Origin of the sequence: Corynebacterium sp. ACRPF (assembly GCF_022347395.1) — a bacterium.
GTDB lineage: Bacteria > Actinomycetota > Actinomycetes > Mycobacteriales > Mycobacteriaceae > Corynebacterium > Corynebacterium tuberculostearicum_D.
In genome coordinates this window covers 13,884-30,548 of sequence record NZ_JAKRNB010000026.1, presented here as the reverse complement: position 1 = coordinate 30,548, position 16,665 = coordinate 13,884, and the positions used below count along the sequence as shown (strand labels likewise).

Below are 16,665 nucleotides of genomic sequence, written 5' to 3'. Positions count from 1 at the left end.
TACAACACCGAACGCATCCAACAACGACTCAAGGGCCTGACCCCGATGCAATATCGAAATCAGACCCTTGAAGCCCTAACCACCTAGAATTAAACCAGTCCAACTTTCGGGGGCCAGTTCAGTTTGACTGCATGGGGGTCTGAGTCTATGCCTCTTACGTCATGGACTACCTCCGCGAATTTGCTGACTAGCAGTCCGTCTCCCGAACCAACGTCAAGGACTTTCGAATCTGGCCCCGGGGCAGCGGCGAGCAGTTCAGAATGGTAGGCCGTGTTGTGATTCCAGCGACTTGTCATGGCATGGTCAATTTTACCGAATTGGATGGAGCTGAATTGTCAGAATCTTGCAAGCTAACTATTGGGACAATCGTTCCATTACTAATTTGTAGTTCACTTGCCGCCGCAACAGACTCAGAGGAAGCGCAAGATGAGGCGTCCTGCGTTGCGTTTCGTCTATTTCGGTATTTTTTAAGAGACTGAATTGAGAGTGGAAAGGAAATGGAAGAGTTTACGGTCGGGGCTAGAGCAGCGGCATGCAGAGCTTGCAGTGAATGCTGCTCGTCTGTGGTGCGACATGGTGCTTACAACTTACAGTTCTGAAACCGCACCTTGGCGTTCCGAGGAGCCGGAAGAATAAGACTGTCAATCCAGTTGAGGGATGTCGACCGATAAACCTCTGGGAGATTCTATAAAACAAATGTTCTAATGCTCGTCTGGTCCTGCTGGGCGAGTATTTTTCATGTCCACAGTATGTGCTAGATAAAGGAAGTAAATGGTTTAGCGGGGATTCTGCGGCCTAATTTGCGGCCGATTGAAGCGCCTTAGTAGCGGAATTAATACTCGGGAGATTCCATATCCGCAGCTCGGGAGACACTTTTTGAAAAGCCATGCTGAGCTGCCATCGTGAACATCACACCACCAAGACCGGAGATGGAAATACTTTTCCACTCCGGTTCTTTTTGTGTGTCCTAGTCGCTATTCTTTTGCTTGGTGCGCAGCATATCCATGCTCATCACGGCGCCGATGATGGCGGCGTGATGTTGTTCATTGAGGCCCGGCGTGATGCGCAGGCGGTACGTGTTTTTGCCCATGAAGAAATTGCCCATGCCAGTCCATTCATTAGAGACGTCAGCAAGCAGCCGATCTTCTGAAGTGATGGAAAGGTTCCAATCCCAGAAGTCGCCGTGAATTTCGACGTCGGCAAAACCCTCCATGGTCAAGTCCAACTTTGTCTTGAGCATGGAGAAACGCTTGGTAATGACGGCCATGGGCTTTTCGATTCCCGGCAAGTGCACCTCATAGGTATCCCGCAGAAAATTCGGCGGATCCGAAATCGTCATGACCGTCTGTAGCGGGTTGCCTTCAGCATCCGTGAGTGCGACCTCCAAGCTGCGAGAGGATTTAAACACCATATCTCTAAGACTGGTGGATTGCAGGATCGTGCCTACAGGGGTGCCGTTGATATCGGCGATCATGAACTGATCGTTGAGGAAGGACTTGGTTTGGGTAATTACGAGCTCGTCAAGTGCGAATAAATTTTGCGTCATGCCAGCCACTGTAGGGAAGCTGGCGGTTTTATTCCTCCTCCCTAGGGGTGGTTTTCTGCTGGCGCATGAGCTCTTGGGCCTCTTCATATGCCCGGGTGCGGTGGGCAGTCATGGTTTGGGCGAAGGTCTGTACCCAGTTCTTGTTCTTCTGCGCCAGCGGGCCGGAAGGTTCGGTGGTGGTCCAGGTGCCGTCCTCAGAAAGCCAGATGATGTCGCGTGTGTGTGGGTCCATGACATAAAAGACGCGGCCATCGGTCTTTATGTTGTGGTGGTGCTGGCATAAGCAGGCGAGGTTTGCCGGCGTGGTCGGCCCGCCGTCCGCGTGGTTGATGCGGTGATCCTTCTGGCAGGCAGATGCCGGGCGGTTGCAGCCGGGGTAGCGGCAGGTGCCATCGACGCCTTCCAGGTACGCAGCCATGGCGGCGGGAGTAACATAGCCCTTGACCTCGTGGTTAGGGTCCATCTCCCGGATTTTGGTGTAGGGCAGCGCATTGGAGCGCGTCGGGTCGAGCCAGCCCACGGATTCGATAAACGCCGGGGAATTGGGCACGTCGGTGGCCTTGTAGGCGTTGAGGATGATTGGGTGCGGCCGGTGAGGAGTGCAACGGCGGCGTCGGCAAGCGAGCAATCTAGCTCCAGCGCGGTCTGCCGGATGCACTTATCGACGCTCGCGATAACCGCCGGGTCCGCACTTAAAGTCACCGCCGAGGTGTTATCGCCCCAGTTTTCCATGGTGTAGCGAGGCTGGGTAGGGCCCTGGGTGACGGCCAGCGTGTCATCGGCGAGGTTGATGAGCTCGTTGAGCTTGCGCTTGATCTGTGCCTGCGTACGCATGGTCTGGTTCGGCCGGGTAGGGGTGAGGTAGTCGGTGAGCTGCTCATCGATGCGCGCCACTACCTCCGGTGTGGGGTTACCCAAGCGGTTGAGGGACTTATTGATGGCAATAATCCGGTCGAGGTCTAAATGATAGAGGCGGTGCTGTAAGGCCTGCAGCTCAGGCAGCTCCTCCAAGCGGTGCAGCGCCATGAGGATATGGCCGATCCGGCCTTCGTTAACGCCGGTAGTGCGGTAGAGGGATTGGGTAACTAATTCGAAATCAGAATCGAGATCCGGGACTTGGCTCACCCAGAACTCGTACTCCGCCTTTCGCATCTCAAAGGCTAAGCGTGTGGTGGGATCGGTGGTGTTGGTCGTGGAAAAGTAGGGTTCTTCCATGGCGCATCGTACCTAAATTATCGTGTGAACTTGTGTACGATTCACACCTTATAACACCCCTCGGACACGAGCCTTTTTCTCCGCATTGAACCAGCTCAGGAGCTATATTCCGGATCTTTAGCGGGTAGGGAATTTTCGCTGCTTTGTGCGGCGTGTTTCTTGTTCTGCTTGCGCATGAATCGCAGGCCCCAGATAATAAGCGCCCACATGATGAGGGCGATAACGAGGATGGTCACCGGCCATTCACCCACAATCATGGTCGCGCCATTGAACAAGGTATGCAGGGCGATAGCGGCCAGCCAGAATCCGGCCACCTGCCAGTACCCATGGCGCGCGCCCGCATAGAGCTTGCCGACGCCCCACGCCGCAACCCCCGTATACAGCGCATGGCTAAAGGCGCCAGTGAAGATTCGCCCGGTAGCGGTAATGAGTACGCCCCAGAGATCGCCATCCAAGTTATCGATGGCCGCGTTCAGGATGAACGGCACATTTTCCATGGCATCGAAGCCCAGGCCTACCGCCATTCCGATCGCGGCGGCGTGGTAGGGATGCCGCACGTTCCCAAAAGCCGCAATAATAACGACGACGCCGAGAAGCTTGATGGTTTCCTCCGGAAGCGGCGAGTAAAAGGCCGCATCCAGGTAGGTAAGCCCCAGCTTGTCCGAAATCCCCACCATTTGATCGTTGAGGCTTACCACCACCGGCTGGGCGAGCGCGCCCCACAGGATGCCGTGCCACATCGGCCGCGGCCTAAACCACAAGAATCCCAGCCCGAGCGTCAGGCCCGCGCAGATGAGCGCGCCGAGGAGGCCAACCTCGGTAAACCGACGACCAGGCAAAAAGAAGCCGGAGACTACCAGGCCAAAAGCGATAAATAGCCAGTACAGATTCTTCATGCCTTTTCTACCTCCTGGGCGAGTTCTTCAGCGCGCGGTCCGCGCAGGGAAACGAACGTGGTGGGGCCATCGCCCTCGACGCTGATGGCTACTAGGTCGCCATCGACAAGCGTGCGCTTATCGCCGTCGCGCACGATGTCTCCTCCCGGCATGGCCGTGCCCTCGCCCATTGCCCGCAGGTACCGGCGGGTTGCTTGGTCTTTGTCCTGGACGCCGGCTTCCTTGGCGCGGATTTGGGTGCCATCACAGTCCCAGCGCGGATTGCCAGTGGTGGAGCCATCTTCTTCGAGGCAGGACAAACCGGGGATGCGAGCCGAGCCGGCCTTTACTTCAGAGGTGGGGTTGTCATACATGTCTGGCAGGAGCGCATTGGTGCCGTAGATGGCGCCGAATACTACGCCCGCCGCGAGGATGAGGGGTGTGCTTTTCATGCCTTCAACGTTAGGTACGTGCTGCTCAGCGCGGTATCCTCCGCGGGGAGGATTAGGCCGGACATAAGGAGGATTTCTCCTCCATAAGCAATATCAAGCCCTGTGATAGGTTGGGTGCGTGTTTGAGGATCTAGCGGAAGAAGCAGAAGCGAAGGACGAGCCCACCCGCGTGTGGTGGCAGTGGTGGGCACCCATCACCATGGCCGTGGTCTTTGTTGGCCTTCCGCCCGCGGTCTATCACCTAGTCTCCGGCGTAGTTCTGCTCATCCTCATGGCCGTGCTGGCGGTGGTCATTGCTCTTGCCGACGGCGCCACTTTCCGCGCCTCCTGGACCATCTTCACTGTGGCAGGGCTTGCTTACTTTGCCGCCATGTCCCTGTACTTCAACGAGGGCACCTGGATATACCTCCCGGTATTTGTTTTCCTGGCATGGGCCGCGAGCAGGCTGGGCGCCGTGGTGGGCTTTAAGGCAGGGAAGAGCTAATGGAGACGTGGCGCCTAGAGCACCCCGAGGTGGGCACCATCGAGGTGCAGCGCGGGTACGATGCCGAGTTCGCTGAGCTAGGTGAGTGGCCAAAAAAGGCGAAGGACTATACCCCGGTGCCAGGCGATGCTTCGCTGTCGAAGCGCCTTCAGCTGTGGCGGAAGAATCCCAGCCCACGCCTGCAGATTGTGGTGAACGGTCAGGTACGCAGCCGACACGATCGGCCGCGTGCGGGTCGGTATTCGCTTAAAAAGAAGATTGAAAAAGACCTCACCCTGCTCGAGAACTCCGCACCGCGGACCAAGCCTTACCTAGATATCCAAGCCTCTCCTTTTGGCGAGCTTTTAGATGTGTACTACCGCAATGGCGAGGAGGCAGTCGCCCTCGATCCGCCGGCCGGCTCACTGGGGGAGAAGCGCCGCCACGCCATGGAGGAAAGCTCCTTCAAGCGGGTGCTGTATCCGCTTTTGGGTGGCCTGGGAAAGTCCGGCTGGGCCATTGGCGTGATTGTGCTCGGCCCGATCATTAGCCGCATCTTGGCCCGGTTACTGCCGGACTGGGAGCTGCCGGATATCGACCTGCCGGATATCGCGCTCCCGGTGCCGGAGTTGCCGCAGATTGAGCTGCCCGTGCCGAATATTGACCTCAATATTGACATTGATCCGCCCGATTGGCTCGTATTCTTGATGGACTACAGCAAGGTGTGGGTTCCGATCATCATTGCCATTGTGGTGGGCATTCAGGCAGTGCGCAATGCCAAGAAGTCTGAAGAAAAGAAGCAGCAGTGGCAACAGGGTGGCGCGTATGCTGACGGCCATGAAGATTCACGGCGCGATTGATGCGCAAGGCCGGTGCAGGCATTGGCATTCCCCGTTGGACGTGGTGGCCAATAAGTGTGCCACCTGTGGCGGGTATTTTTCCTGCGCGCTATGCCACGCCGAGCTCACTGACCATGAGTTTGGGCCCATGCTTGTCGACGCCCCCTCGGTACTCTGCGGCGCCTGCCGCACCGAAATGAACTATCACGCCTATTCCGCCGCGCCTGCGTGTCCCCACTGCGGGCATAAATTTAATCCCGGCTGCATCGCGCATGCCGGGATCTATTTTCAGCTAGACCGCTAGAAAGAAGACAGCTGCTGTAGCTGCTGGATTTGCGGAATCTGCGGCAGCTGGAACTGGGATACAGCGTTCTGGGCAATCTTGGCCGCATCCGGGATGCGGAAGGTCTGGCCCAGGAATGGGACGTCGACAGTCGGCTGGCCCGGGATGGTGCCCAGCTCGATGACCTTGGCATTCTTGGCTGGCGCAGGTGCCGGTGCCGGGGCCGGAGCCGGCTTTGGTGCGGGGGCATTGCCGCGCTGGCCGCCGGTGTTGACCGGCTTGCCCTGACCAGTGGTGCCGTTCAGGCCGCAGCGAGCAATGGCCTCATCCATGCGGCCGATGGCGCCGCGGACTTCGTTGCCGCGTGGGTGCACGGTGGCAACGGCGAGGGCCTGGGACTTCTTCTGGTTGTAGTCAGCGGAGTTGGTCCAGTACTGCTTGGCCTGGGAGCAGGAAATCTGGCCGGCAGGCATCTTGTCGAGGAGGTTATCAACGGCGTCGGCATGGGCAGCGGCAGGGGCGGCGAGGGTTACGGTCAGGGCGGTAGCTGCAGATAGCAGCGCGGACTTACGTGCAAAGCTCATGTCAGACATCTTGCCACATTTGTTACGCCTGTGACAGGCCTAGGAAGCGATTGACCAGGCTGCGGTAGGCGCGCACGGTGAGCTCGAGGTCCTCTAGGTAGAGGTGCTCGTCGTGGCTGTGCAGCTGCGAATTGGCGCTGGCCATATCGCGGCCTTCGGCGTGCATGGCAAAGCCATAGGCATTGCCGCCCTTGCGGCGGGCGAAGCGCAGATCGGAGCCGCCGGTGGCGTGAACTGGGACAACGTCCTTGTCGGGGAAGAATTCCTTGGAGGTGGCCTCAATGGCGCGCCAGAGCTCGGTATCGGTGGAGGATTGCGTGGCATCTTCAGTAATGAGGTGCTCGATTTCTACCTCATCGGCCATGTCTCCAAGCGCGCTGCGCAGGAAGTCATCCAGATCCTCCTGGGTCTGGCCGGGGAAGGGGCGCACATCCATTTCCAGGTAGGCATGTGAAGGCAGCACGTTAATGGCGCCGCCGGCGCTCAGGACGGTCTCGGCGATGGTGGTGTGGCTAAAGGCATGCGCGTAGGCGTCGAGGTTGCCGAACCTGGAGTAGTCACCGGTGCCGTCGATAAGCTCCTGCTCCGTCTGGGGGTCAAACTTGAAGGTACGCACAAAGCCCTCCCAGATTTCATTGGAGGCTGTGGGCGGCTCAGCGGTGGCGATGCGGCGAGCGACCTCACCGATCTTCACGATGGCAAAGTCCTTGCCATAAGGCGTGGAGCCATGGCCAGCATCGCCATGTACGTGCAGTCGGCGCTGGCCAGCGCCCTTTTCTCCCACGTTGAAGCCCACCGCGCCGGGCAGGTGGCTGCCGCCGGTCTCAGACAGGCAGTTCTTCCACGAAAAGGCATCGGGGTGGTTCTCGGACATAAAGCGCACGCCAAGGCCGCCGCGGGCCTCTTCATCGGCCATGCCGACGAAGGCGAGGGTGCCGCCCGTGTTACCGGTGCGGGCGACCTCGCGCGTGACGGCGGCCATGGTGGCGGTAATAAAGAGCATGTCTACGGAACCGCGGCCGTAGAGCTTGCCGTCCTCGATGAGGGCCTCGAAAGGCGGCTTGGTCCACTTGGGCTCATCCACGGGGACGACGTCTGTGTGGCCCATGAGGGTGAGCGGTTCCTTTTCTGGATCGCCGGGGACGGTTACCACGATGGAAACGCGGCCCGGGTGGGACTCGAAGCGCTCAATCTGTACGTCTTCGCCCGCGAAGAATTTTTCCAGGCTATCCGCATTGCGCACCTCGTGGCCGGAATCTGGGGTGAGGTCATTAACGCAGGCATTGCGGATAAGCTCTTGGAGGAGGGAGAGGGTGTCATCATAAAGCGTCATGCCCCCGAGGGTAGTTCCGTACAGATTTATATGTGGTTTTAACCAAAGTTGAACGCCGTTCAAGTAGGGTTTAGCACCATGAGCATCGTTGACATCGCCCGTGAGAAAGCCCTGGAGCAAGGCAAAGGCCTCAACCAGGAAGAGCTACTGCAGGTATTGCAGGTTCCGGATTCCCAGCTGGAGGAGATCGCCGATATTGCGCACCAGACCCGCCTGAAGTGGTGCGGCCCAGACGTATCGGTGGAAGGCATTATTTCCATCAAGACCGGCGGCTGCCCAGAGGATTGCCACTTTTGTTCCCAGTCCGGTCTCTTCGAGTCTCCAGTGCGCGCCGTACGCCTCAACATCCCAGAGCTGGTGGAGGCAGCGCAAAAGACCGCTAAGTCCGGCGCTACCGAGTTCTGCATCGTCGCTGCGGTGAAGTCGCCGGACGATCGCTTGCTGGACCAGGTGGGCGAGGCGATTGCCGCGATTAATGACGCCGTCGACATCGAGATTTCTTGCTCGCTGGGCACCCTGACCCGCGAGCAGGCGCAGCGCCTGAAGGATATGGGCGCGCAGCGCTATAACCACAACCTGGAGACCTCCCGCTCCTTCTTCCCTAATGTGGTCACCACCCACACCTGGGAGGAGCGCAAGCAGACCCTCGACTACGTGCGCGAGGTGGGCATGGAGGTCTGCTGCGGCGGCATCATCGGCATGGGCGAGTCCCTGGAGCAGCGCGCCGAGTTCGCCGCGCAGCTGGCAGAGATTGATCCGTGCGAGGTACCGATGAACTTCCTTGATCCGCGCCCGGGCACCCCCTTCGCGGATCGCCCGCTGGTTCCCTTGGGTGAAGGCCTGCGCGCCGTGGCGGCGTTCCGCCTGGCCATGCCGTCTACCACCTTGCGCTTTGCTGGTGGCCGCGAGCTTTCGCTTGGCGACGACGGCACTGAGCGCGGCCTCCTCGGCGGCATCAACGCCATTATCGCCGGCAACTACCTGACCACCCTGGGCCAGCAGATTGAAAAGGATGTGGACATGTTGAACCGCATCGACCTGCCGATTAAGGCCCTGTAGTGTCTGGCTTATTCGAGCCAACATCCGAATTGGCTGCCGCCGTCCTTTCTGGGGACGAGCCGATTTTCCATCCGAATACCGGCAAGCCGATCGAGGAGGTCTTCACGCTGCACCCAGCTGCTGCCGCTGGCCTCGATGTGCCGCGCTACTGCCAAATCTGTGGCCGCCGCATGGTGGCCCAGGTACGCCCCGATGGCTGGCACACTACGTGCTCGCGCCACGGGGATCTGGATTCGGAGTGGCTATATGTAGAGCACTTGCCTGAAAGCTAGCATCGGGAGCATGGAACCAGCCGTCTCCCTTGCTCACCAGTCCGCGCTGCGCTCGATCGCCCGAGTAGTAGAGGAATCGGCGCCGCATACAGAGGAGGGGAAGGCCTTAGGGGACGTCGTCAAGCAGCTGCGCGAGGGCCCCGTAATGGTGCTGACCGGGGCCGGGGTGTCTACGGACTCGGGCGTGCCGGACTATCGGGGGCCGCGCGGCTCGCTCAGTAGGCACCGGCCGATGACCTATCAGGAATTTCGGCATGACCCAGCCGCAAGCCATAGGTATTGGGCCCGCAGCTTTGTGGGGTGGCGGGTCATGGATTCCGCGGTGCCGAATCGCACGCACTATGCGCTCGTGGAACTGGAGCGCGCCGGGCTGGTCAATGGTGTGGTCACGCAAAACGTGGATGGCCTGCATAAACAGGCGGGAACCGCGAACTTGGTGGCGCTGCACGGCGATATGGAAACCGTGGTGTGCTTGATGTGCGGGCACCGGGAGGCGCGGCCGCACTTCGATGCGCGCCTAGCTGCAGCGAACCCGGGGTACCTGGAGCGCCTCGTGGTGGAGGCGGATCAGGTGAACCCGGACGGTGACGTGACGCTCGCTGAAGCAGACGTGGCAGCCTTTCGCATGGCCGGATGCGAGCGCTGTGGTTCTGCCTTGTTGAAGCCGGACGTCGTTTACTTTGGCGAGCCCGTGCCGGCCGAGCGCCGCGATGCCGCCTTTGCGCTGCTGGGCCAGGCGCGTTCGCTCGTGGTGGCCGGCTCTTCGCTGGCGGTTATGAGCGGGTACCGCTTTGTGCTGGAGGCAAAGAAGCAGGGCAAGCGCGTGGCCGTTATCAATGGCGGGCCCGGCCGGGGTGATCAGAAAGTGGATACGCTGTGGCGCACACAGGTGGGACCCGCCTTTGACGCGGTGCTGGATGAGCTGGGGCTATAACTAGCGCGGGATGCTCTCCACCAGTTCCAAAATGGTGCGCACGATCGCGCGAACGCGCTTATCCATCGGCATATCCTCGTGCATGACCATCGCGAGGCGGTCGAAGTCTTGGACATAAATATTGCGGACCGTGCCCTCTGCGACGCCGCGGGGGTCGAGAAAGCAGGTCTCGGGCGGGACAACGACGGCGTCGGACCGCGTGGCAATGCAGGTATAGCTCACGCCGGATTCTAGATCGCCGTCCCGGTTGGTTTCGCGCAGAGCCTCACTGCCGACGACCTGGTCCATGCCCGCCGGCCCAAACCAGCCATCGATGATGGAGCGCAGCACCGCTTCCTGGCGCGGGGTGCGGATGAGGCGGCTGGCGATTCCGCCATAGGTGGTGCCGTGATTCGGCGCGCTAATGCACATCAGGTGCAGGACGTTTTCGGCCCCGCCCTCCATACGCATCCAATAGCGGGCAAGCAGCCCGCCTTGGGAGTGTCCGATGAGAATAACCTTGTCCGCGCCGGTAGCTGCGCGGACGGTATCGATATAAGCGCCAAGCTGGCGCGCAGATTCCGCGAGCGGCTGGGTAGCGCGGTGCCCATAATCAGGGGCGAAGACGGCCCAGCCGTCCTGGCGCAGTTCATTGCCTAGGAGCTGCCATACGCCTTTGGTATCGCAGGTGCCGTGGATGAGGATGACCGGCCAGGGTCGTTCCGCAGTAGGACGCGCGCTCCAGTCATCTTCGAAGACGCCGCGCGGTTTGATGCGGGCTCCAAGGGGAAGGGTAGCGGCGGCATCGGCGTCGAGGGCGGTATCGCCTGGGCTGGTCTTGACCTTCTGGGCTTTGATGAGGTCCGCGATTTCGGCCGCGACCTCCTCGCGCAGTGCCGTGGCCTCGGCAGGGGAGGCGACGCCGCGACGCGGGGAATCGGTCAATTCCTTCTCGTTGGCACGCCAGAATTTGCGGAGTTGTTCGGAAATAGTGGATTTCAACTCAGCCATGGTTCCGGATTGTACTCGTTATTGCAGGTTACCTGTGTTTTTGCCAGGGGTGAAGAAATTTATGGGCAAACCCTTGACCATCCTACGAAAGGTTTATAAACTTAGGCTTGCCTAATCACGGGCGGTGCTTGCAGGAGGGTGCGCTCCACTCCCTCCTTGGGTGCCGAGAGATTAGTCATGGGGAGAAGGCCCACCGATGCGCTGTCGGTGGGCCTTCGTTTATGCAAGAAATCTTGCACGAATGTCTCGGGTAACTTAGTGTGGCTAATCGTTCAAGAATTATTGCACGATTGGAGTTGGAATGAGCCCACGAAAATATGAGCATCCGGCCACCGAGGATTTAGAATTCGTCCGTGTATTGGCTGCAGTAAGTGATCCCATCCGGTTGGAAATGGTCAAGCGCTTAGCAGACGGCAAGGAGCACGATAGCTTGACGCTTGCTGACGATCTGCCTCGGTCGACCCTGACTTACCACACTCGGCGGCTGCGTGAAGCCGGTGTGACGTGGACAAGAAGCCAGGGGCGCAGTTGTGTCATCTCTTTGCGCCGAGACGATCTAGACGAGTGCTTTCCAGGTTTGCTTGACATGGTGATTTCTAATGCTTAAACAGCTATGGCCGTTAGTTTTGGGCAGCGTAGCACTCGGGTTGGATGCGTATGTTATTGCTGGGCTGCTGCCTCAGATTGCCGAAGACTTGGGTGCAAGTGGCAGCGTGATTGGCTTAGGTGTTACCGCTTTTACCGGTGCGTACGCGGTATGCGGCCCACTATTATCAGGTAGGGCGGGCAAGAATCCGCGAAATGGACTGCTGGGCGCTATTGCTGTGTTTTCTCTGGCCAATGTTGTGACCGCTGTATCCCCTACGGTAGGTGTTTTTATAGTTTCGAGGCTGATTGCGGGGGCGGCAGCGGGAATCTATTCGCCATTGTCCGCGGCGGTAGCGGGCATGTCGGTCACAGCGGAGCGTCGCGGACGTGCGCTTTCATTGGTACTAGCCGGTTTGGCGGTAGGAACTGTTGCGGGTGTACCAGCGGGACTGGGAGTGGCCAAGCAGCTAGGCTGGCGGGCTGCCATTGCTTTGGTATCGGTGGTTGGCATGGCGGCGTTGGCAGGTTTAGCGATACGTAAAACGAGTGCTGTACCAGCTGTGCCCTCTTCCTCGCTAGGGCAGCGACTCCGAATCATTGGTCGGGTGGATAATTTCCTAACGGTCTTGGTTACTTTCTTCGTGGGAGTCGGTTCGCTGGGACTGTATACCTATATTTCCGTGGTGCTCGAACGAGTGCAGGTAGACACCATTCCTGGCATGTGGATTTGGGGAATTGGTGGTGCAGTTGGTGCATTTGGAATCGGGCGGGTGCTCGATAAGGTAGATAGTTCTCGCAAGCTAACGACCATAATCATTGTTTTGCTTGCTGCTGATTTTGCAATGTTGTTGCTATTTCCCTCGAGCCGCATGGTGGCACTGGTGTGTCTTTTTGTATGGGGGCTTTTGGGATGGTCTTCCATGGCGCCGCAACAGCATTCGCTGCTCAGTGCAAATCCTGATGAAGGTGCGACTGCCGTTGCTGCTAATGCGTCCGCGAATTATCTGGGTTCGGCTGTTGGCTCCGCAGTAGGTGGCCTATTTTTGCCCTCCTACACGGGAATCTTATTGGGGGCGCTATTCGTAGTCTTAGTAGGAATCGTCTGCAGTATCGGAGTGGGAGCCTTGTCTTTCCCTAAGCCTAGGGACAATGAGAATTAGGAATCTCACGGATCAAAGGCAGGATGCCTGTGTCGGCAGAGGCGCATATACTTCTCGTGGTGCAGTGTGCCGATAGGGTCCGGCGGACCGCAGTTCTTTGCGAGTTAACCGTGGCAATCTGCTTGCCGAATACGGGGTTCGAACTTCATGGCCTCTGAAATGACGTTCGTATCGACGATGGTCATGGGAACTCATAGTCCGCGCCTCATCATCGCGTGGTGGGAGGTGAATCTAAGCAGGGGCTTCGCGGGAGTTCTCATGGAGCGCTACCCCAAACCTTCTTCGGTGGAATTGTATCGCTGACTACCGTACGCACTTCTGCCTCCATGTAACGGATATCGTTTTGGTTCGTTGGCTTTCGTGCGCCTTTCTTTTTGGCAATGGTATCAGCAGCCATATTGCCGAAGCCTTGAGGAAAAGAAGGAATGAAAAGCGCAGACCGCTGCCGTGCTGCTAAGTCCCCGCTACACTCACGTCTATGACCGACCTGCAGCATGTCCACTCCGTTGATGAGGCGGTAAGCCGCCTGATTGAGCTCTATGAGAATTCCTGCGAGCTTGCCCGCAAGACGTTGGAATCAGGAAACCTGGATGACTATCGCTACGTGGTGTATCCAAAGGTTACGGTGGATATTCGCAAGTGGCAGCCGATCGATCGTTCCGAGCCCTTCGGCTACGTCAACGAGGCAGGCAAGTATTCGGCGGTCATTTCCAAGCCGCATATTATCCGGGACTACCTGCACGAGCAGCTCACCCGCTTGGCGGGCAATTATCCGTGCGATATCTTTGTTGGCCAGTCGGACCAGCGCATTCCGCCGGAATACATCAAGGACACGGGTAAAGCCCCGCAGGAACGTGGGCCCATTCCGCGGCCGACGTTGGATGAGGTCAACGATGCGATCATTGATGGCGAATGGGATGCCTTCCATGGCGAGGAAAAGCCGCTATTCCACTTTGGCGCCCAGCGCTTCGATATCGCCTGTGCGCGCATCGAGCATTACACCGGTATCGAGGTCGATACGGTACAGAAATACATTCTGTTTACTAACTACGCGATGCACACCACCGAGTTTGTGAAGTTTGGTCTGCGTGAGCTGACCAAGGAAGACTCGCGCTATACCGCCTTGGTGCTGCCCAATGGTGAGACCATCCACCCCAACGATGCGGTGGACCTTGATGTGGACGGTTTAACGTTGACCTCCCGGTACCAGATGCCCCGCTTTGACCTGATTACTGCCGGCGGCGATGGCATCACGATGATCAATATCGGCGTAGGCCCCTCGAATGCCAAGACCATTACGGATTGCTTGGCGGTGCTACGGCCGGAGGCCTGGATTATGATCGGCCACTGCGCTGGCATGGACGGACGCATGCGCATCGGCGACCTGATTTTGGGCAATGCCTATCAGCGCAATGACCACATCTTGGACCAGAAGGTTGCGGCGACCTCTCCCATCCCGGCGATTCCGGAGGTGCAGCGCATGCTTGAGTCCGCGGTGAAGTCGGTATACGGCGACGATAACTCGCTCATGCGCACCGGCACGGTGCTCTCCACCGATGACCGCAACTGGGAGTGGCGTACCAACCGGGACCTGTGGGAGTGGCTGCGTACCTCCACCGCGGTGGCCGTGGATATGGAATCGTGCACGCTCGCGGCCAATGGCTACCGCTACCGCGTTCCTTATGGCACGCTGCTTTCAGTCTCTGACCTGCCGCTGCACGCGGTGCCGAAGTTGCCGGCGCAGGCGCAGGCTTTCTATTCCAATTCGAAGGAAGCCCACGTGATGTGCGCGGTGCGCGCCATGGAGCATCTAGCCGAGAATCCGGAGCGTCTGCGCACCCGCAAGCTGCGTCGGACTTTGGGTGAGGTTCCCTTCCGGTAGCTGCCTTTTCTTTGGCAGGCATCGCTCGTTAAACTACAAAGAAAGCCCATGACGCAAAAGGAGCCACACAATCGTGACTGAAAATTGGATCCACCCGGACCGGGAAAACCTCACCTGGGAGGTCTTCGGCGAGGCGAGCCGAAACCTATCGGAACAGATTGTGGAATCTGGCTGGTTCCCAGACCTCATCGTGGGCGTCGCCCGCGGCGGTCTGATCCCAGCCGGCGCTATTGGTTATGCCATCGGCGTGAAGGCCATGGGCGCTATCAATGTGGAGTTCTACACCGATATCGGCCAGACCTTGGATGAGCCTGTAATCCTTTCCCCGCAGCTGGATACGGATTCGCTCAAGGGCAAGAAGGTCTTGGTTGTCGATGACGTCGCGGACTCCGGCAAGACCCTCGATCTGGTGGTTAACCTGCTTAAGGAAACCGCGGACGATGTGCGCTCGGCCGTCATTTACACCAAGCCGAAGACCATCTTTGAGCCGGATTTCTCGTGGAAGAAGACCGACCAGTGGATCAACTTCGCGTGGTCCGTGCTGCCCGTGATCACCGCGGATGGCTCTTTTAAGGAAGGCTCCTAAAGTCCACTAGGATGTGCAGGCGTGATTAAAGAACAGTCTGCTCCTACAGGCGTCATCGCCAGTTTCCGCTATGCATTTTCCTCACCTGCGCGCCTGCGCAAGGAGGTATTCGGCGGACTAGCGGTGGCGCTTGCTTTGATCCCAGAGGTCTTAAGCTTTTCCATCCTCGCAGGGTTGGATCCGCGGGTGGGGTTGTTTTCCTCCGTGGTGATGGCCATGGCTATCGCCTTTACTGGCGGTAGGCCAGCGATGATTTCCGCCGCGGCCGGTGCGGTGGCCTTGGTGGTCTCACCGCTCGCGCATGAGCATGGGCATGATTATGTGGTCGCCGCAGTGCTGTTGGCGGGAATTATGCAGGTGGTATTGGCCGCGGTGGGTGTGGCCAAGCTCATGCGCTTTATCCCGCGCTCGGTAATGACGGGGTTCGTCAATGCGCTGGGCATCATGATGTTTACCACGCAGCTGCCGCACCTTATTGATGTGCCGTGGATGGTGTATCTGCTGGTGGCCATTGGCCTGGCCATCATGCTGGGGCTACCGCGGTTGACCACGGTGATTCCCGCGCCGCTGATCACCATTCTGGTGGTCAGCATTATTGCGGTGGCGGCCGGATGGCAGGTGCCCGATGTGGCGGACCAAGGCGAGCTACCCACCTCGCTGCCGGGGCTTTTCGTGCCGGATATTCCGTGGAACTTGGATACCCTGCAGCTGATTGCGCCCTATGCCTTTGGCATGGCGTTGGTGGGCCTGATGGAATCGCTCTTGACGGCCAAGCTGGTCGATGACCTTACGGATACCCACTCCGATAAGACGCGCGAGTCCTTTGGCCAGGGCGTGGGCAATATCCTCGCCGCGGCCATCGGTGGCATGGGCGTGTGCGCCATGATTGGCCAGACCATGATCGGCGTGAAGGCATCCCAGGCGCGCACGCGCTTGTCGACGTTCCTCGCGGGCGCCTTCCTCCTCATCCTCTGCCTACTCTTTGGCGAGACCGTTGGCCGCATTCCGATGGCCGCGCTGGTGGCGGTGATGATCATCGTGGCCGCAACGACGGTGGATTGGCATTCGGTACACCCGCGCACGCTTAAGCTCATGCCGCTATCAGAAACACTCGTGATGCTGGTGACGGTGGTGGGAACGCTGGCCACGCATAACTTGGCGGTGGGCGTGGTGCTCGGCGTGGTGGCGGCCTCGATTGGCTTTGCCCGCCGCGTGGCTCACCTGGTGGAGGTAAAACAAGTAGGCGATGCTGAGTATGCGGTGCGCGGCCAGCTTTTCTTCGCCTCTTCCAATGACTTGGTCTACGCCTTCGATTACACGCTGGACACCCAGCGCGTGGTGGTAGACATGGCCGAGGCCGAGGTATGGGATGCCTCCACCGTGGCGACGCTGGATGCGGTGCAGAAGAAGTACGCCGATCGGGGCATCGAAGTAGAGTTTCGTGGTCTGGAAGGAGCTAGCGCGCAGCGCCTGAATCGCCTTAGCGGCCGCCTAGGTGATTAACATCACATTTATGGACTGGGGTGCGGAGGCTTAAGTAGTAGGCGCCGAACTGACCTTGAGTTCGCGTTGGTGTAAATGCAAAGGATCCGCGATGACCTCGC

The 16,665-nt window shown here is 59.0% G+C and carries 20 protein-coding genes; 12 read left to right on the top strand and 8 right to left on the bottom strand.

Going from position 1 to position 16,665, the window contains the following annotated elements:
• The coding region (locus tag MHX61_RS10625) for an IS3 family transposase (RefSeq protein ID WP_239194720.1) at nt 1–87 on the top strand (87 nt) is incomplete at its 5' end.
• 880 nt (nt 88–967) lie between these two features.
• Here MHX61_RS10625 and MHX61_RS10620 read toward each other — a convergent pair.
• From MHX61_RS10620 to MHX61_RS10600, 5 genes are all read right to left on the bottom strand, one after another.
• Nucleotides 968–1,546, bottom strand: coding sequence for an LURP-one-related/scramblase family protein (locus MHX61_RS10620; RefSeq protein WP_239194718.1), 579 nt, complete (start codon nt 1,544–1,546; stop codon nt 968–970).
• Between the two features lie 28 nt (nt 1,547–1,574).
• A complete protein-coding gene (locus tag MHX61_RS10615) occupies nt 1,575–1,877 on the bottom strand; it encodes an HNH endonuclease (protein ID WP_370658420.1) in 303 nt (100 codons plus the stop codon).
• Nucleotides 1,805–2,761 (bottom strand): hypothetical protein, encoded by a 957-nt coding sequence (locus MHX61_RS10610; protein ID WP_239194714.1) that lies wholly within the window; start codon nt 2,759–2,761, stop codon nt 1,805–1,807. Before MHX61_RS10610 ends, MHX61_RS10615 begins: the two co-directional genes overlap by 73 nt.
• Before the next feature lie 95 nt (nt 2,762–2,856).
• The gene (locus MHX61_RS10605; protein WP_239194712.1) at nt 2,857–3,657 is read right to left on the bottom strand and encodes a PrsW family intramembrane metalloprotease; all 801 of its coding nucleotides are present in this window, start codon (nt 3,655–3,657) and stop codon (nt 2,857–2,859) included.
• Complete coding sequence (locus MHX61_RS10600) at nt 3,654–4,088, bottom strand: hypothetical protein (RefSeq protein ID WP_239194710.1); 435 nt, start codon at nt 4,086–4,088, stop codon at nt 3,654–3,656. The genes MHX61_RS10605 and MHX61_RS10600 overlap by 4 nt, the downstream gene beginning before the upstream one ends.
• A gap of 118 nt (nt 4,089–4,206) precedes the next feature.
• On the opposite strand from MHX61_RS10600, the gene MHX61_RS10595 reads away from it, so the two are divergent.
• From MHX61_RS10595 to MHX61_RS10585, 3 genes are read left to right on the top strand one after another with little or no spacing between them, the layout of a single operon-like run.
• Nucleotides 4,207–4,572, top strand: coding sequence for a heme transporter (locus MHX61_RS10595; RefSeq protein WP_239194708.1), 366 nt, complete (start codon nt 4,207–4,209; stop codon nt 4,570–4,572).
• Nucleotides 4,572–5,411 (top strand): hypothetical protein, encoded by an 840-nt coding sequence (locus MHX61_RS10590; protein ID WP_239194706.1) that lies wholly within the window; start codon nt 4,572–4,574, stop codon nt 5,409–5,411. Before MHX61_RS10595 ends, MHX61_RS10590 begins: the two co-directional genes overlap by 1 nt.
• Nucleotides 5,389–5,694, top strand: coding sequence for a CHY zinc finger protein (locus MHX61_RS10585; protein ID WP_239194704.1), 306 nt, complete (start codon nt 5,389–5,391; stop codon nt 5,692–5,694). Before MHX61_RS10590 ends, MHX61_RS10585 begins: the two co-directional genes overlap by 23 nt.
• Here MHX61_RS10585 and MHX61_RS10580 read toward each other — a convergent pair.
• Both MHX61_RS10580 and MHX61_RS10575 read right to left on the bottom strand, forming a co-directional pair.
• Nucleotides 5,691–6,257 carry a hypothetical protein gene (locus tag MHX61_RS10580; protein ID WP_239194701.1) on the bottom strand — a complete coding sequence of 189 codons (567 nt, stop codon included), beginning with the start codon at nt 6,255–6,257 and terminating at the stop codon, nt 5,691–5,693. The two genes, MHX61_RS10585 and MHX61_RS10580, sit on opposite strands and share 4 nt — an antisense overlap.
• Before the next feature lie 22 nt (nt 6,258–6,279).
• The gene (locus MHX61_RS10575) at nt 6,280–7,590 is read right to left on the bottom strand and encodes a M20/M25/M40 family metallo-hydrolase (protein WP_239194698.1); all 1,311 of its coding nucleotides are present in this window, start codon (nt 7,588–7,590) and stop codon (nt 6,280–6,282) included.
• 78 nt (nt 7,591–7,668) lie between these two features.
• Here MHX61_RS10575 and bioB point away from each other — a divergent pair, with 78 nt between their 5' ends.
• The 3 genes from bioB to MHX61_RS10560 are packed head-to-tail and all read left to right on the top strand — an operon-like array spanning nt 7,669 to nt 9,855.
• Complete coding sequence (gene bioB, locus MHX61_RS10570; protein ID WP_239194695.1) at nt 7,669–8,649, top strand: biotin synthase BioB; 981 nt, start codon at nt 7,669–7,671, stop codon at nt 8,647–8,649.
• Nucleotides 8,649–8,921, top strand: a complete 273-nt coding sequence (locus MHX61_RS10565; RefSeq protein ID WP_239194692.1) for a hypothetical protein — start codon at nt 8,649–8,651, stop codon at nt 8,919–8,921. The genes bioB and MHX61_RS10565 overlap by 1 nt, the downstream gene beginning before the upstream one ends.
• A gap of 10 nt (nt 8,922–8,931) precedes the next feature.
• Nucleotides 8,932–9,855: a Sir2 family NAD-dependent protein deacetylase gene (locus MHX61_RS10560; protein ID WP_239194689.1), complete on the top strand. Its 924-nt coding sequence runs from the start codon at nt 8,932–8,934 to the stop codon at nt 9,853–9,855.
• Here MHX61_RS10560 and MHX61_RS10555 read toward each other — a convergent pair whose 3' ends face one another.
• Nucleotides 9,856–10,845: a triacylglycerol lipase gene (locus MHX61_RS10555; RefSeq protein WP_239194686.1), complete on the bottom strand. Its 990-nt coding sequence runs from the start codon at nt 10,843–10,845 to the stop codon at nt 9,856–9,858.
• A 301-nt stretch (nt 10,846–11,146) separates the two neighbouring features.
• On the opposite strand from MHX61_RS10555, the gene MHX61_RS10550 reads away from it, so the two are divergent.
• From MHX61_RS10550 to MHX61_RS10530, 5 genes are all read left to right on the top strand, one after another.
• A complete protein-coding gene (locus MHX61_RS10550) occupies nt 11,147–11,452 on the top strand; it encodes a helix-turn-helix transcriptional regulator (protein ID WP_204610578.1) in 306 nt (101 codons plus the stop codon).
• Nucleotides 11,445–12,593, top strand: coding sequence for an MFS transporter (locus tag MHX61_RS10545; protein WP_204610576.1), 1,149 nt, complete (start codon nt 11,445–11,447; stop codon nt 12,591–12,593). Before MHX61_RS10550 ends, MHX61_RS10545 begins: the two co-directional genes overlap by 8 nt.
• A 478-nt stretch (nt 12,594–13,071) precedes the next feature.
• Complete coding sequence (gene amn / locus MHX61_RS10540) at nt 13,072–14,475, top strand: AMP nucleosidase (RefSeq protein WP_239194683.1); 1,404 nt, start codon at nt 13,072–13,074, stop codon at nt 14,473–14,475.
• Nucleotides 14,476–14,548: 73 nt separating this feature from the next.
• Nucleotides 14,549–15,061: a phosphoribosyltransferase gene (locus MHX61_RS10535; RefSeq protein WP_150851023.1), complete on the top strand. Its 513-nt coding sequence runs from the start codon at nt 14,549–14,551 to the stop codon at nt 15,059–15,061.
• A 21-nt stretch (nt 15,062–15,082) separates the two neighbouring features.
• Nucleotides 15,083–16,564 (top strand): SulP family inorganic anion transporter, encoded by a 1,482-nt coding sequence (locus MHX61_RS10530; RefSeq protein ID WP_239194680.1) that lies wholly within the window; start codon nt 15,083–15,085, stop codon nt 16,562–16,564.
• Nucleotides 16,565–16,665 lie beyond the last annotated feature (101 nt).

Bases quoted from the DNA above. Each gene is read 5' to 3' on its own strand.
- MHX61_RS10620 (WP_239194718.1), bottom strand. From the start codon at position 1,546: ATGACGCAAAATTTATTCGCACTTGACGAGCTCGTAATTACCCAAACC.
- MHX61_RS10610 (WP_239194714.1), bottom strand. From the start codon at position 2,761: ATGGAAGAACCCTACTTTTCCACGACCAACACCACCGATCCCACCACA.
- MHX61_RS10605 (WP_239194712.1), bottom strand. From the start codon at position 3,657: ATGAAGAATCTGTACTGGCTATTTATCGCTTTTGGCCTGGTAGTCTCC.
- MHX61_RS10600 (WP_239194710.1), bottom strand. From the start codon at position 4,088: ATGAAAAGCACACCCCTCATCCTCGCGGCGGGCGTAGTATTCGGCGCC.
- MHX61_RS10590 (WP_239194706.1), top strand. From the start codon at position 4,572: ATGGAGACGTGGCGCCTAGAGCACCCCGAGGTGGGCACCATCGAGGTG.
- MHX61_RS10585 (WP_239194704.1), top strand. From the start codon at position 5,389: ATGAAGATTCACGGCGCGATTGATGCGCAAGGCCGGTGCAGGCATTGG.
- MHX61_RS10580 (WP_239194701.1), bottom strand. From the start codon at position 6,257: ATGAGCTTTGCACGTAAGTCCGCGCTGCTATCTGCAGCTACCGCCCTG.
- MHX61_RS10575 (WP_239194698.1), bottom strand. From the start codon at position 7,590: ATGACGCTTTATGATGACACCCTCTCCCTCCTCCAAGAGCTTATCCGC.
- bioB (WP_239194695.1), top strand. From the start codon at position 7,669: ATGAGCATCGTTGACATCGCCCGTGAGAAAGCCCTGGAGCAAGGCAAA.
- MHX61_RS10560 (WP_239194689.1), top strand. From the start codon at position 8,932: ATGGAACCAGCCGTCTCCCTTGCTCACCAGTCCGCGCTGCGCTCGATC.
- MHX61_RS10555 (WP_239194686.1), bottom strand. From the start codon at position 10,845: ATGGCTGAGTTGAAATCCACTATTTCCGAACAACTCCGCAAATTCTGG.
- MHX61_RS10550 (WP_204610578.1), top strand. From the start codon at position 11,147: ATGAGCCCACGAAAATATGAGCATCCGGCCACCGAGGATTTAGAATTC.
- MHX61_RS10545 (WP_204610576.1), top strand. From the start codon at position 11,445: ATGCTTAAACAGCTATGGCCGTTAGTTTTGGGCAGCGTAGCACTCGGG.
- amn (WP_239194683.1), top strand. From the start codon at position 13,072: ATGACCGACCTGCAGCATGTCCACTCCGTTGATGAGGCGGTAAGCCGC.